Source organism: Hyphomonas sp. TMED31 (genome assembly GCF_002172815.1).
GTDB lineage: Bacteria > Pseudomonadota > Alphaproteobacteria > Caulobacterales > Hyphomonadaceae > Hyphomonas > Hyphomonas atlantica.
Genome location: NZ_NHCK01000069.1, coordinates 1 through 14982, shown reverse-complemented (window position 1 = coordinate 14982; position 14982 = coordinate 1). Strand labels below are relative to the sequence as shown.

General features: G+C 61.3%; 13 protein-coding genes. 7 read left to right on the top strand and 6 right to left on the bottom strand.

Annotation, left to right across the window (positions count from 1 at the left end; translation table 11 throughout):
• Together CBB91_RS10675 and CBB91_RS10670 are read left to right on the top strand one after the other, a co-directional pair.
• Positions 1–726 (top strand): hypothetical protein (locus tag CBB91_RS10675; protein WP_273014032.1); only part of this gene is annotated, 726 nt, incomplete at its 5' end.
• Positions 727–820: 94 nt separating this feature from the next.
• Entirely contained in the window at positions 821–3634 is a 2814-nt protein-coding gene (locus tag CBB91_RS10670) for a phosphoenolpyruvate carboxylase (RefSeq protein WP_345906804.1), read from the top strand.
• Positions 3635–3640: 6 nt separating this feature from the next.
• On the opposite strand, the gene CBB91_RS10665 is transcribed toward CBB91_RS10670, so the two are convergent.
• Positions 3641–4633 carry an aspartyl protease family protein gene (locus tag CBB91_RS10665; RefSeq protein WP_273014030.1) on the bottom strand — a complete coding sequence of 331 codons (993 nt, stop codon included), beginning with the start codon at positions 4631–4633 and terminating at the stop codon, positions 3641–3643.
• A 179-nt stretch (positions 4634–4812) separates the two neighbouring features.
• On the opposite strand from CBB91_RS10665, the gene CBB91_RS10660 reads away from it, so the two are divergent.
• Both CBB91_RS10660 and CBB91_RS10655 read left to right on the top strand, forming a co-directional pair.
• Positions 4813–6057, top strand: coding sequence for an acetyl-CoA C-acetyltransferase (locus CBB91_RS10660; RefSeq protein ID WP_035555722.1), 1245 nt, complete (start codon positions 4813–4815; stop codon positions 6055–6057).
• A gap of 155 nt (positions 6058–6212) precedes the next feature.
• A complete protein-coding gene (locus CBB91_RS10655; RefSeq protein ID WP_035555719.1) occupies positions 6213–6605 on the top strand; it encodes an STAS/SEC14 domain-containing protein in 393 nt (130 codons plus the stop codon).
• A gap of 4 nt (positions 6606–6609) precedes the next feature.
• Here the strand turns inward: CBB91_RS10655 and arsC are convergent, their stop codons facing one another.
• The 3 genes from arsC to CBB91_RS10640 all read right to left on the bottom strand — a co-directional run bounded on the left by arsC (position 6610) and on the right by CBB91_RS10640 (position 9179).
• Positions 6610–7011 carry an arsenate reductase (glutaredoxin) gene (gene arsC, locus CBB91_RS10650; protein ID WP_035555717.1) on the bottom strand — a complete coding sequence of 134 codons (402 nt, stop codon included), beginning with the start codon at positions 7009–7011 and terminating at the stop codon, positions 6610–6612.
• A 17-nt stretch (positions 7012–7028) separates the two neighbouring features.
• Positions 7029–8099: a PLP-dependent cysteine synthase family protein gene (locus tag CBB91_RS10645; RefSeq protein WP_273014029.1), complete on the bottom strand. Its 1071-nt coding sequence runs from the start codon at positions 8097–8099 to the stop codon at positions 7029–7031.
• A gap of 90 nt (positions 8100–8189) precedes the next feature.
• Positions 8190–9179 carry a DNA topoisomerase IB gene (locus CBB91_RS10640; RefSeq protein WP_051602940.1) on the bottom strand — a complete coding sequence of 330 codons (990 nt, stop codon included), beginning with the start codon at positions 9177–9179 and terminating at the stop codon, positions 8190–8192.
• A gap of 1185 nt (positions 9180–10364) precedes the next feature.
• On the opposite strand from CBB91_RS10640, the gene CBB91_RS10635 reads away from it, so the two are divergent.
• Entirely contained in the window at positions 10365–11255 is an 891-nt protein-coding gene (locus tag CBB91_RS10635; RefSeq protein WP_273014028.1) for an alpha/beta fold hydrolase, read from the top strand.
• Here the strand turns inward: CBB91_RS10635 and dnaJ are convergent.
• Positions 11252–12409, bottom strand: a complete 1158-nt coding sequence (gene dnaJ, locus CBB91_RS10630) for a molecular chaperone DnaJ (RefSeq protein ID WP_273014027.1) — start codon at positions 12407–12409, stop codon at positions 11252–11254. The two genes, CBB91_RS10635 and dnaJ, sit on opposite strands and share 4 nt — an antisense overlap.
• Positions 12410–12516: 107 nt before the next feature.
• The gene (locus CBB91_RS10625; RefSeq protein ID WP_345906803.1) at positions 12517–13794 is read right to left on the bottom strand and encodes a penicillin-binding protein activator; all 1278 of its coding nucleotides are present in this window, start codon (positions 13792–13794) and stop codon (positions 12517–12519) included.
• Positions 13795–13838: 44 nt separating this feature from the next.
• On the opposite strand from CBB91_RS10625, the gene rsmI reads away from it, so the two are divergent.
• Both rsmI and CBB91_RS10615 read left to right on the top strand, forming a co-directional pair.
• Positions 13839–14759: a 16S rRNA (cytidine(1402)-2'-O)-methyltransferase gene (rsmI, locus tag CBB91_RS10620; RefSeq protein ID WP_273014026.1), complete on the top strand. Its 921-nt coding sequence runs from the start codon at positions 13839–13841 to the stop codon at positions 14757–14759.
• The coding region (locus CBB91_RS10615; protein ID WP_273014025.1) for a YraN family protein at positions 14752–14982 on the top strand (231 nt) is incomplete at its 3' end. The genes rsmI and CBB91_RS10615, both read left to right, overlap by 8 nt.

The window sequence follows — 14982 nt, the reverse complement described above, 5'->3', positions numbered from 1 at the left end:
AGTGTGGAAGAAGAACTGGCACAGCTGGAGCCGCTCGAAAGCGAAGAGATGATGATGGAGGCGCCAGCCACCGCCCCCGCCCCGGCTGCTGGCCCAACTCGCAGCCTTGGCGCGGACATTCCAGGTGATGTGTTCCCGGAGGCCGTGGGCGCTGCGCCCGAGTTTGATGTGCCGATGTCGACGCGCTCGGCCAATGTCACTGCCCAGGCAAACGAATCCTTCGTCGAGACGCTGAAATCTGTTCCCGTCGCGCATGAGACGCCCAGCAAGGCTGAATACAAGCGCGCCTTTGATGTGACGCTGGCCATTGATTCCACGGGCGATGAGACCGCTGTCGACGCCCTGCCCGGCCGCGGCAACATTATAGAAGGTGAAGCGCTCGTCTCTGACCGCGTGGAAGCGCGCCTGAGCGGTGCGAATTTCGAAATTGTCGCCATGTCGCCGGAAATTCAGGCGATGTCACCGCTGACGGAAAATGTCTGGCGCTGGTCTGTCGTGCCGCTGACAGCGGGCAGCCATGATCTCGTCTTCGAGATCTATGCCATTGATGAAGACGCCGTCGTGCCGCTGCGAACTTTCCGCGATACGGTGACCGTGGAAGTCTCTGGCATCAACCGCGCCATCGCGTTCGCGGACCAGGCCAATCCACTCTTTGTCCTGCTTGGCGGGCTGGGGTCTGCCGTGGCGGGCCTGATCGGCGTCTTCCGGTTTTTCGGCCGTAAATAGCCGGACTTCAACGCAGGGCGGGATTTATTTCGACTGGCGCGCCGGAGACCTTTGACTTTACGTCAATTTCCGTATTTCTGGCGGCATGACAACGATGACCACTCCGAAGACCCTCGCCTCAGCTCAATTGTTCCTGCGTGAGCAGGCTGCACGGATTGAAATCGATCCGCTGACCAATTCCGTATTTGCGCTGGCTCAGACCCTGTTCCGGGACCTGGAGCGCGGCGACGCGAAAATCTCTGACCTGTCAAAACTGGCCGATGAAGTTCATCTGGACCTGATAGAGGAACGCGCCGAACGGTTTCGCGACCAGCATTCCGGCGGCAAGGCGAAGACAGCGTGGGCCAGCCTGACCGAAGAACTGGAAGCGCTGGCCGGACAAGGCTTCGAGGCGTTCAAGGCGCGCGTTGAGCAGGCCACCGGCGGCATCGTCTTTACCGGGCACCCGACCTTTGCGCTGTCGCGGGACTTGCGCACAGCACTGGCCGATCATGTGGTGAGCGCCACGAAGACCAGCCGCACCGCGCTGCAGCGCCAGATCCGCGCCGACTCGCGCGCCTGGAACCAGCAGATCAGCCTGCAGGGCGAACATGACGAAGTGCAGGACGCCGTCGAGCATGCCGCCAATGCGCAGCTGGCATATGCGTCCGTGTTGATTTCTGTCGCCCGGAAGGCATTTCCGGACGATTGGCGTTCGCTGAAAATCTATGTGCCGACGATTGCCTGCTGGGTTGGGTATGATCTGGATGGCCGCGCGGACATTCACTGGTCGCAATCGCTGACCTTCCGCCTGACCGAAAAGGCCGTGCAGCTGGGCCGCTACGCCGCCCAGCTTGAGGCGATCAGCGGCAGCCAGAAGATTGGCCCGCTCGCCAAGCTCACCCAGCGCCTGAAGACCGCCGCAGAAGACACTGCCGGGCATGCCGCCCTGTTCGCGGCAGACCTGACCGATCCGGACAATCTGGTGCCCGCTGCCAATGCGCTGACCGCGCCGTCAAAGCGCAATGTGCTGGACGCAAGCGAAATCGTGGATGTGCTGGACGAGGTGATCGCCACAGCTGAGGACGGTCTCGCTGCCAAGCTGATGGCCATCCGCGCGCAGGTCGAGGCACTGCAACTGGGCACAGCGCGCATTCATTTGCGCGTGAACGCCGCGCAAGTCCGAACCGTGATCAATCGCGACCTTGGCCTGCAGACCGAAGATCGGGAGCTGGGCCGCCTCGCCCTGGCAGAGCTCGCGCAGAAGGCCCGCAAGTCAAAGCCAGTTCAGGTAAACTTCGCAGACCTGTTCCTGGAGCAATCGACCGCGCGGCGCCAATTCATGATGTGTGCGCAGATCCTGAAGCATATTGATGCGGGCTCGGTCATCCGCTTCCTGATTGCGGAGAGCGAGAATCCGGCAACCGTGATGGGCGCGCTCTACCTCGCCCGGCAATATGGCGTTGACGACAAGCTGGACATCTCTCCCCTGTTCGAAACGCCAGAGGCGCTTGAAACGGGCGGCCGCTTTATTGAGCGACTTCTGGAGGAGCCGGAATTCCTCGCCTATGTGAAACAGCGCGGCTATCTCTCGATTCAGCTTGGTTTCTCCGATGCCGGACGGTTTATCGGACAGGTCGCCGCCGACATGGCGATTGAACGCATCCACAATCTCATCGCGCGGGCGCTGGCCGCCAAGGGCGCGGATGTGGACTTGCTGATCTTCAACACGCATGGCGAAAGCATGGGCCGCGGCGCATGGCCGGGCAGCTTCGAACAGCGTTTCGATCACTTGCTGACCCCGTGGACACGCGGCGGAGCGCGGGCACGCGGGCTTCAACTGCGCCACGAAGTCAGCTTTCAGGGCGGCGACGGCTTCCTGCATTTCGCCAATCCAAATCTGGCAGAAGCGACGATGGCCGCCTGGTGCAGCCACACATTGTCTGACCCCGAAGACCGCAGCGAAGACCCGTTCTATACGCGCACGGACCTTGTCTGGGATTTCTACCGCTCGCTACGCGCATGGCAGGAACGCCTGTTCGTGAACGAGGATTATGGTCGCCTGCTGGGCGCATTCTCCAGCGGCCTGACCGTGAAGGCCGGCTCTCGACCCAAGCGCCGCGCCGCCGGGCCGGTTGGCCCGCGGTCTCTGCGCGCCATTTCTCACAATGCCACGCTGCAACAGCTGAGCATTCCGGTGAACGTCGCCGCCGGGATTGGTTCATCCCTGCAACGGGAAATGGACCGTCTGGTCGAGCTGATCGATGCCAGCCCGCGCATGACGCGGCTGATCCTGCTGGCCACCCGCGCCCGTGTGCTGACCAGCCTGCCAGCGCTACGCTCCTACGCCAAAGTCTATGATCNGGGCGTCTGGGTGGCGCATTCGAAACTTGCCGACCAGGACAAGGCGAATNCCTATCGCGCGGTCTATTATGCGCTGCGCAATACAGAGACGGCCGTCTCGATGAACCAGATTGCCAACTTCCTGTCCGTAGACCTCGGCAAGTTCGACCGACTGCTTGCGCAGCTTCAGTCTGCGCCGTCGATCGAAGCGCGCCATGAAGGTCGGCTGGACCTGCATGTTCTGCATGCGGTGCGTCAGGCGCTGATCATGAAAGCGTTCTCGATTGTCGGCGGCCTGCCCCGCCTGTCTGAACGGCATGATGCCAGCAGCCGCGACCTGGTTGAAATGGTGGCTGAGCTGCGCATTGGCGAAGCGGTCAGCTTGCTGCGCGAAATCTTCCCGCACTCTCGCGATCAGGACACGCCCCTGACGGCGCTGACTGAGGCGGGCAATGAGTCCAAGGCGCAGGCCAGCTATGGCTATGACCGCATCCACAAGGATGTGATTGCGCCGCTGGACGAGATTGACCGCGCCCTTCACGGCATCAGCCTGGCGGTAACGCATGCCTATGGGGCATTCGGCTAGAGCCGGTCAGCGACGGCGATAGGTCTGCATCTCCATGCAGACCTGACACTTCTGCGCGGTGCTGTGGCGAATGCGCAGATAGAGCAACTCGTTCTTGCGATCGATCTGCACCCGGAACTGTGCAAGGAAATCCATGCCGAGGATCATGACGGGCTCGTCAGACATGCCGAGGTATTCGAACAGGGCCGGGTCTGACACGACCATGTTGAAGCTGTTCATCTTTACTTCGTGAAGCTGGAAACGGGATATGCGCGCAACATGCATATCATACCCCTCGCCCGTCACCCCATGCAGACGTTTGGTTTCCTCCTCATTTACCCGCGTGCCCGCCAGCGCGGCAAAGGCGGAATTCATGTAGGTGATCGTGGACCCCGTATCGATCAGGGCCAGGCCGCGATGCCCATTGATCTTTACCGGGACGAAATAGAGCCCGTTGCGGACCTCCATTGGCCGTTTGCAAAGGATTTCCCGCATCCGCCCCATTGGGCGGCGGTCATAGGCGGTTACCTGTTTGCTGTCGAAATCGAAATCCACCACATCGCCCGTCATGGCGCTCATCGGGAAGACATTGCGCACGCCCTCCACGGCGATCTTCCGGTCGAGCGCAGCGGGCACACGCTGAAGCGTAACCGTTCCGGCGCCAAGGCTGGGCAGGTCAATCAGCGGAAACATTTGCGGGCCACCAAGGCCCAGCACTTCGACAAACTGCTCTTCACCCTCCACAACTGCGACACCGGCAGAGCGCGCGGTCGCACCACCAATCATGGGCAGGGTTGCCGCTGTGTCGATGACGGCCGAAGCGCGCGCGCCGTTTGTGAAGGACAACTCCGTGATCAGGCGATCTTCGGAATCCATCTCGAACGGAACGATCTGGTGAATGTTGGTATTCCCGGAAGCCAGCAAGGGAAGACACAAAAGGAAACCAAGCAGCAGGCTGAACCGAACAAGCTGCTGAGCGAGACCAGGCCGCGTGGCCCGTGATGCTGGCAATCCTCCCATGGATGCTTCCTTTTCCGCCAGTATGCCACAAGCGGGCCTCCCGACAAAATGCGGAGGCCAAGGCGGCGTCTCCCTGCCCCGCAAAACAGTTGACGCATCTAACCCGACGTCACGGGTGGTCTTACGCTTACGTTCGCGTAAAGTGCGTCGAAACAGATAATTCGAGGGAGACACTGGACATGGCCGAGGCCTATATCATTGACGCCGTGCGCACGCCGCGCGGAATTGGCAAGGTTGGCAAGGGATCGCTGGCGCACCTGCACCCGCAGCATCTGGGCGCAACCGTTCTCGGCGCAATCCGCGACCGCAACAATCTCGATACGGCGACGGTGGACGACATCATCTGGGGCACGTCCAGCCAGCGCGGCGCCCAAGGCGCTGACATGGGCCGCATGGCCGCTCTAGATGCAGGCTTTGACGTGAAAGCGTCCGGCGTGACGCTGGACCGCTTCTGCGGCTCTGGCATCACGACGGTTTCGCTGGCGGCTGCGCAAATCATGTCCGGCATGGAAGACTGTGTCATCGCAGGCGGCTGTGAGATGATGAGCTACACGGCGGCGACCGCTGACCCGAAAAACCCGCCCATGATGGACGCTGGAAACCTTCACCTGCGCGAGCTGCACCCGCAATCGCAGCAAGGTGTCTGTGCCGACGCCATCGCGACGCTGGAAGGCATCGATCGCGAAGCCGTCGACCAGCTTGCCGTGACCAGCCAGAACCGCGCCAAGCGCGCGATGGATGAAGGCCGCTTCGATAAATCGGTCGTGCCGGTCTACAATCGTGATGGCACGCTGGCGCTGGAGAAGGACGAATTCCCTCGCCCCGGCACCACGATGGAAAGCCTGTCCGGCCTCAAGACCGTGTTCAACATGTTCATGGACATCCCGGTCGATGACCAGGGCAACACCTATGGCAAGATGGTCACGAAGAAGTATCCGCAACTCGAAGGCAAGATGAACCATGTTCACCATGCCGGGAACTCCTCCGGTGTTGTGGATGGCGCTGCCGCCCTGCTGATCACCTCGAAAGACTATGCTGACAAGAACGGCCTGAAGCCGCGCGCGCGCATCGTTGCCACCGCGAACATGGGTGACTGCCCAACGCTGATGCTGAACGCGCCGGTGCCTGCTGCGAAGAAGGTTCTGGAAAAAGCCGGCATGAGCAAGGACGATATCGACGTCTGGGAAATCAACGAGGCGTTCTCGGTTGTGGCAGAGAAATTCATCCGCGATCTCGACCTGGACCGCGAGAAAGTGAACATCAATGGCGGCGCCATGGCGCTTGGCCACCCGATTGGCGCAACCGGTTCCATCCTGATCGGCACGGCGCTTGACGAACTGGAGCGCTCAGGTGGCCGGTATGGTCTGGTCACCATGTGTGCCGCTGGCGGCATGGCCCCGGCAATCATCATTGAACGGATCTAGATTTCCTCCCAGAAACTCAGTTCAATCCGTTCAATCCTCTCCCGGTCCAGGTGCGCCTGGGCCGGGCTTTTTTTGCTGCACCCGACTGCAGACTTTATGGAACGCCCTGCTTGCCGGGGCGTTGCTTACACACAAGCAACCCCAACAGGAGACTCATGCCTTACACCATTGAAGCTGAAACCAACGACCTCACCACCATTGACGCACAGGGCGACCTGAACCCCGAAGCCATGCCGGAAGCCGTGGACCAGTTGATGGAGCAGACAGATGCGGAGGACCCCGGCAGCCTGCTGGTACGGTTACAGCACATGGATCTGGGCACGCTGCACACGGTTGCCAGCGACTGGTCCCGGAAGGCCGAGTTCTTTGCCTTGCAAAAACGGTTTGGAAAAGTGGCGGTGCTTACCGACCAACCCTGGGTGCGCCAGTCCGCCAAGATGCAAGCCGTGGCGCTGCCAGACACCGAACTGAAGGTCTACGACCTTGCCGATGAGGCGGATGCGCGCGTGTGGCTGGAAAAAGCCCCGGCAGAAACCGAAGCCGCCTGAAGCCTCAGGCCGGGCTGATGATCTCGCCGTCTTCCTTGGTGAAGCTTGTCGGCGGATTTTCCAGCAGATCAAACACCTTTTCAGAGGGACGGCACAGCGCCGTCCCTTTTTTTGTGACCACGATGGGGCGGTTCACCAGGATCGGGTGTTTCAACATCGCCTCGAACAGGATGGAATCATCGACCGAGGGATCGGTCAGGCCAAGTTCCTCAGCCGGGCTTTTCGACGTGCGCAATGCTTGTCGCGGTGTCAGGTCCGCCGCGCTCAGCAGACCCGCCAGCAATTCCCGCGTCCAGCCACGCTGCAGGTAAAGCACGATTTCCGGCTCCTCCCCGCTGGCCTTGATGATTTCCAGGACATTGCGGGACGTGCCGCACTCGGGATTGTGGTAAATCGTGACGCCCATCAGCTCGCCTCCAAAGCTCAAGCGCCTTTCAATTGCGACAGATACGGCGCGAGGTCCAGCCCCTGCGCCTTGATCCAATCAGAATTGTAGTAGGTATCAAGATATCGCTCGCCGCCATCGCAGATGAGGGTGGCAACGCTGCCCGCCTTACCCGCGTCTCGCATCTCACGCATGAGGGTGAGCGCAGCCCAGACATTCGTGCCGGTCGAGCCACCGCACCGCCTGCCGAGAATTTCCTGCAGCCAATGCACCGTTGCGACGGATGCCGCATCCGGCACGCGCATCATGCGGTCAATCACGCTGGGGCGGAAGGATGCCTCCACGCGCGGGCGACCGATCCCCTCAATACGCGATTTGCTCTGGCTACGGATATCCGGATCGCCCGTTTCGAAATGATCGTAAAAAACAGAATTCTCAGGATCGGCGACACAGAGAGAGGTCTTCGCTGAGATATCACAACGGTAGCGAATGTAGCGCCCGATCGTGGCGGAGGTGCCGCCCGTGCCGGCGCTCATCACGACCCAATCCGGCAGGGCATGCGCCTCCATCGAGAGCTGGGAAAACAGGCTTTCGGCAATGTTGTTGTTTCCGCGCCAGTCCGTCACGCGCTCGGCATAGGTGAACTGGTCCATATAGTGTCCACCGAGTTCGGCCGCGATCCGCTCGGCCTCGGCATAGATGTCAGCCGGGGGTACGGCGCGGGTCTCGCCGCCATAGAAGGCGATCTGGTCGATCTTGCTGCGCGAGACACCTTCCTGCACCACGGCGATGAAGCGCAGCCCAAGCAGACGCGCAAAATAGGCTTCCGAGACCGCCGTTGACCCGGACGAACTTTCCACGATCACCGTGTCTGGCCCGATCCAACCATTGCAGAGACCGTAGAGATAAAGCGAGCGTGCCAGCCTGTGCTTGAGGCTGCCGGTCGGGTGGGTGGACTCGTCTTTCAGGTAAAGCGTCTGCGCGTCAAAGCCCGGCAGATCCACCTTGATCAGATGCGTGTCTGCGGACCTGTTGAAGTCTGCATTGATGCGCTGCACCGCCTCACGCACCCATTCGCGCCGTTCCCAATCGAGATGAGAAATGTCCACACCTGCCTCCCAAACCTTGTCCGTTCCGGCGTCACCATAGAGGCTTGTGGCGGGTGGGCAATCGCGATGGACAGGCGGCGGGCTACGCGGTCAGTTTTGGGATTTTTCCAGCACCGATAGCAACAATGCCTCGCCCTTCAGGCCGGCCGCCTCACGGCAGTAGGTTTCGGGACGGCATTTGTCTCGCGCAAGTTCAAGAATGATGGGGTGAATGTAGGAGGACTTCGCGATGGCGGGCGTATTCCCCAATGCGTCAGCCGCTGCCTGTGTGACGGTCTTGATGGTGACGCGGTCGCAGGACGCCAGGCTATCCACTGCGGCGACGCTCCCCTTCCACGTCCGGAAATCCTTGGCCGTGAAGGCTAATCCCAAAGTCTCCTGGATATAGGTGTTCACATCCTGAGCGACTGGGCGAACCTTCCGACAGCGAAACAGGAAAGCGCCTCGCTCTTCGAGAAAGCCGTCCAGTGTCTTCGCAAGCAGCTTGTCACGCATCTGGACCCGGCGAGGTGTCCCGCCTTTGCCCTTATAGGCACAGATGACACGCTGGCCCTCAATCGTCACATGGGATTTTCGCAGGCTGACCGCACCATAGGTCTTCCGGCCGGAACGCCCAATCCGCAAGGCGCCCTTGTCCAGCAAGCGAACAATCGCGGCCAGTCTCACCTCTCTCGGACAGTCGGAATAGGTCAGGTCATGACGGACGCGGCGGCGCAGCTCCGGCAAGGCATGTCCGAAGGCGATGAGATCGTCAAACTTGGCCGAGTTGCGCGCAGCGGCCCATGTTGGGTGATAGCGATACTGAAGTCTGCCGGCTTCGTCGCGTCCTGTCGCCTGAATATGGCCGCGCGGATTCGGACAGATCCAGATGTCTTTCCAGGCGGGCGGCAGCACCAGCGCGCGGCACCGTTCCGCCCGCTTTCCCTTCAATGTCTGTCCTTTGTCATCCTGGAAGGTGAAACCTTTCCCTCGGCGCTTGCGGGTCCAGCCTTTGGCCGCCGGATCGGATCGCACAAGACCGATTGCCTCTGCCGTCACGCCTTCGCGACAGAGCGTATCGGGAGCGGAACTGAAGGGCATGGACGTTTCTCTCGGATGATGAATGCCGAGATCAACGATGGAAGAGACGCGCCGGTTCCCGTCCTTTGCGAAGGCTTAGTCTGCGTCGAGGAACTGGCCTAGATTGTCCTTGAATTCCGGCCAGGTGATCTCGAACAATGGGTCGCCATCCGCGCCCTTGCCCTCCAGCTTTCGGAAGCCGAACATTTCGCCCATGCGCAGGATGCTGCGGCGTTCGACCTGCATGATGAAGGGTACGGTTTCGAGATCGAAATCAGACGCAACCTTCCAGATATGGTGGACATGATTGCGCACGAGCCGCCGGATGGCAGCGGAGCCATCGGCCTTGCCACCGGCCGGGCGGTAAGTGGTCAGCATACCAATCGCAAACAGGAGGATACAGTCGCATGGCTCCCCCTTTGCTGCGACATGAATGTCCATTACATCGTGATCTGACAATACACCCCGCTTGTAGAGATGTGTCGCAGTCGGGTTCAACGGAATAACCATGGAGATACCCATCCGTTCCCCGGTTTCATCCAGCACGAATGCAAAGCTTTGCGGATAGCGGTCATGAACGCTGGTGTTGCGCAACAGCTTGTCGACATAGTCCCCGGAATAGTTTGCGCTTTCCTCGAAACACTCGGCGTTCATGCGGCTGAATTCCTTCAGCGCGTCATTGTCCGACACGATTTCCAGCTCATGCGCGGGAAAGCGCAATTCGCCTAGCTCGGCCAGGGAGCTGAGATCCTTGATCAGGTGCGGCTGGCGCTTCTTCACGATCCGCTCAGCCACCTTCTCGGCCGGGTTGCGGGTCAGCAGATAGCGCAAGAGTGGCAGGGCGACGACGAGAGTCAGCGTCACAGATTGCGCAAGCCCCACCGTGTTGAACACGAACGCGCTCANCGCGCTTGCCTCACTCGCCCAGTTTGCAAATTGCGGGAAGAAAGCGGATGTCAGGCGAACGACCGTACTGACGAACAGCACGACCAGCACGCCGATCCAGATCCACCGCTCAAACCGGGAGAGATCGTTCAGCCCCTTCTGGACCTTCCTGAATATGCCTGCTGCCTTCATGTCCCTGCCCACCGCAATATGTGTTCCGCGCGGCAGATAGGCCGGGTTCGCCATTCAGGGCAAGGCTTCCGCGTCGACAGGCTTGGAGCCGCGAACGTTTGGCGTAAGATTGCGCAAAGGGAGAACAGGATGAAACAGATAACAGGAATTGCCGCATCGCTGCTTGTGATGACCAGTGTCGCGGGCTGTGCGGGCCAGAGCGCTGTGCTGCCGGAAACGGGCATCACCCATGATGCGGACCATCCACCGGCGCTGGTGGAAATGAATTTCCAGAGCCATGGCAAGCGGTTGAACGGTCTTGTCTATGTTGCCGATGGCCCCGGCCCGCACCCGACCGTTCTGCTGTTGCACGGCTTTCCGGGCAACGAGAAGAATCTNGACCTGGCTCAGGATCTCCGCGCGAACGGATTCAATGTCCTGTTCTTTCACTATCGCGGCGCGTGGGGCAGCGAGGGCGATTTCTCCTTCACGCACGTGATTGAAGATGTGGCCTCAGCCGCTGACCATGTTCGCACCAACGCCGACNCCTACCGGAGCGATCCTGGCAACATCATCCTGATCGGGCATTCGATGGGCGGGTTCGCCGCGCTGGCTGCTGGTGCAAAGGATGAGACGATCGCGTGCGCTGCGGGGCTCGCCCCGGCAAACTTCGCAGTCGTGGCGGACGCCATCTCCGCAAGCGCNGANATGAAGGCCGGATTTTCCGCCTATGGTGANACGCTGCAAATGCTGGCCGGAACATCTGGTGATGCGCTGGTCCGTGAGCTGATCGAAAATCGGGACGCGTTTGATATTGCGGCCATTGCGCCGGAGTTTGCAGGACGCAACGTGCTGATCATTGCAGCCGACGAGGATGAAGCCGTGCCGCTGGAGACAGTCGTTCAGGCCCTCATGGAGGCTTANACACAGAGCCCGGACGTGAACGCCACGACGCTCACTCTTTCGGGCGACCATTCCTTTTCATGGTCACGCGAGGAGATGATCGCATCCGTTCTGGATTGGGTGGAGGTGTGCCGCTAGTTCGGGCGGTGCTCGTCGCCGTCGCCGCTCCAGAAGCGCTTGATGCGACCGAGGAAGCCTTCGCTCTCCGGATGGCAGTCAGCGCCGGTGCACTCGCAGAATTCGCGCATCAGCTCTTTCTGGCGAGCCGACATGTTTCGCGGCGTTTCGACAAACATTTCCACGAACANGTCGCCCGTATGGCCTGACTGGCGCACGGATGGCATGCCCTTGCCGCGCAGGCGCAGCTTGCGGCCTGTCTGCGCGCCTTCCGGCACGACAACACGGGCGCGGCCACCATCAATGGTCGGGATCTCGATCTCGCCGCCCAGCGCNGCGGTCGCCATCGGCACCGGCGCGCGGCAATAGAGGTTCGGGCCATCGCGTTCGAAAATGTCATGTTCGACAACATCGACGAAAATGTAGAGGTCGCCGCTCGGGCCGCCCAGTTCGCCCGGTTCGCCCTCACCTGACANGCGGATGCGCATNCCGCTCTCCACGCCTGCCGGGATCTTNACTTGCAGCTTGCGTTCTTCGCGGACCTGACCGACGCCGCCACATTCCTTGCAGGGCTTCTTGATGATCTTGCCCTTGCCGCCACAGCGGACGCAGGTGCGCTCCATCGTGAAGAAGCCTTGCTGTGCGCGCACGCGGCCCGCACCGTCACACGTGTCACAGGTTTCCGGCTGTGTGCCCGGCGCNGCGCCAGACCCGTCACACCCAGTACAGGGCACGGCCTGCGGGACATGGATGGTTTCTTCCTTGCCGGCCCAGGCTTCGGCCAGCGTGATTTCCAGATCGTAGCGCAGGTCCGAACCGCGCTGTGGCCCGCCCCGGCGACGACCGCCGCCAAAGCCGCCCGCACCAAATACCTGGCTGAACAGGTCGGAGAAGATGTCTTCCGGATTGGCGCCCTGGCCGAACGGGTTGCCNCCGCCCCCGCCGCCATTTTCNAAGGCACCATGCCCGAACCGNTCATAGGCGGCACGCTTCTGGCCGTCGCTCAGAATTGCGTAGGCTTCGCCCACTTCCTTGAATTTCTCTTCGGCTTCCGGATTCCCTGCATTCTGGTCAGGATGATACTTCATCGCCAGCTTGCGGTAGGCGGACTTCAGCTGTTTCTCGTCCGCATCCTTGGATACGCCCAAAATCTCGTAATAGTCGCGCTTGCTCATGGAATGGCTATCGTCTTCCAGGATTGTCTCACATCAGCCGCTCATGTGGGGGAGCACTGCGCGACGTGCAAGGGATCGTCACAGGTCGCGCAGCGTCAGGACGGGTATCAGCTGGGGCCAACAGGCGTTGTCGGGAAGGATTGCACACCCCCCTCGACCAGTTCTGCCCCGCCGGGCTGAATCTGCATCACGGCCAGGCCACGCTCGGATGTGCCGTCAATGCGGAAGCGGAACAGGCCATTTACGCCGAAGAAGCCGTCGGGATCGGTCACGCCGCCATAGGTCAGGCTGTCATCGGCGGCCAGACGGACGGTCAGCGCTGCGGCATCATAGGCCAATGCAGCCAGGTCAGTCGGCGCGCGGCCATAAATCCGGCGATAGGTCTGGGTGAAGGCCGTCTTGTTATTGGGATCAGTCGAGGCGTAATAACCGCCGCGCAGGGTTGGCTCACGCCAGATGCTGGAATCGTCCCAGTATGACGTACCGATCAGCTTCACCTGACGCATGTCGACGCCATTATATGGCAGCAACGGCGCGACAGACAGCAGTTTCACTCCGCGCTCCGGAATCATCACAGCGACACGATCCAGACGCCCGGACAGTTCATTCTTGAGAACATTGGCGATCTGACGCGCTTCAGCGCCAGCGCCGCTGTCTTCGCCGTAAAATGCCGAGGCAGCCAGCACCGCGCCCAGACGCGGGGCTTCATAACGCATCGCCGCTTCGATCTGGCGGCCATACTCAGAGCGTGGCCCCAGGAAAACGAACGTATCCACGCCGCGCGACGCGACATACTCCATCACACGCCGCACTTCTTCGTCAGGCGTGATTGAAGCGAGATAGGCCCCGCCCCCGGCGGCAGACCGGTCATTCGAGAAGCCGATAACCGGCACGTCTTCCTTGCGGGCTTTTTCCCGCACGGTTTTCACATTCGCCCCAAAGAGCGGGCCTAGAACAACATCCACCTTGTCTTCAAAGGCTTCATCAAGGCGCGCTTCCGCAACAGACGTCTTGCCGGCGGTGTCCTTTGGGATGATCAGGAAATCCTTGTCGGCATATTCGAACAGCGCCAGCTCAATTCCGGCGAGCATGCTTTCAGCCTCGGCGCGAACATTCGCGTTCGGGTGAGAGAAAGGCAGCAGCACAGCGGCGCGCTTGATCTCACGGCCCTGCATGAAGGGTGGTGTCAGGCCCCGGTCTCCCCGTCCCCGGCGCATGTCGTCGAGATCTTCAATGTCAGTGATTTCGATTTCTTCGCCCGGCACATCGCCAAGATCCCGAGGGACACCGGTAACCGGTTCGTCACGCGGCTGTCCGGTGCCAATCGGCACTGGCTGGCGCGCTGGCGCTGTGGCACAGGCTGTGGCCAGAAGCAGCGAAGCCAACAGAAGACTTGGCGCGGGAAGCTTCCTGAGCAATGGTTGAAGCAATGTCATCTCCTGATCCTTCTGACTCCGGGGCGATTCCCGCCTCCGCCGACTCTAGGCCCGGCCACCCCAAGGGGCAACCGGCTGTATCTCTGGATCCGGGTCTCTATGTGGTTTCCACCCCGATCGGCAATCTGCGCGACATCACCCTGCGCGCACTCGACGTGCTGGCCGCTGCCGATGAGGTTCTGGCAGAGGACACGCGCGTCGCCGGAAAGCTGATGTCGGCCTATGGGATTAAAGCGCGGCTCAGCCCCTATCATGACCACAATGGGGCGGAACGGAGACCGGGCCTGATCTCGGCCTTGCAGGACGGCGCCAGGATCGCGTTGATCTCTGACGCTGGTACGCCGCTTGTCTCGGATCCGGGCTGGAAGCTGGCGCATGAAGCGCTTGAGGCCGGCGTAAAGGTCATCCCCGTGCCGGGNGCATCGGCCATGCTGGCTGGTCTCGTGGCCAGTGGCTTGCCAAGTGACAAATTCCTGTTCGCGGGCTTCCTGCCGCCNAAATCCGGCGCNCGNAANTCTGCNGCNGANGCGCTGAAAGCTGTGCCGGGCACGCTGATCTTCTATGAAAGTGGCCCCCGTCTTGCCGACGCGCTGGCAGACCTTGCTGCCGTGCTCGGACCGCGTGACGCTGCGGTGACCCGGGAGCTGACCAAACTGTTCGAGGAAACGCGGCGCGGCACGCTGGCAGACCTTGCCGCGCACTATGCCGAAGCCGGCCCGCCACGCGGGGAAATCGTGCTGCTCGTCGGCCCACCGGGCGAAGCGGAAGTGACTGCCGAAGGCCTGGACGCTGCCCTGCGCGACGCCCTGCAGGACCAACCGACCAAGGCCGCCGCCAATGCCGTTGCCGAAGCGCTCGGCCTGCCCAAGCGGGAGGTTTATCAGCGCGCCTTGCAATTGAAGGCCGATGGCTGACGCGCGACGCCCAAGCGACAAACGCACGGCCGCCGAAAAGCGTGGCCGTACCGGTGAAACCTATGCCGCTCTCTTTCTACGCCTCAAGGGCTATCGCATCCTCGCGCACCGCGTGCGCACACCGGTGGGTGAGGTTGATCTGATCGCGGAAAAGTCCGGTACGGTCGTGTTTATCGAGGTGAAAGCCCGCAAGCGTGAAGAAACCGCGATTGATGCCGTCAGC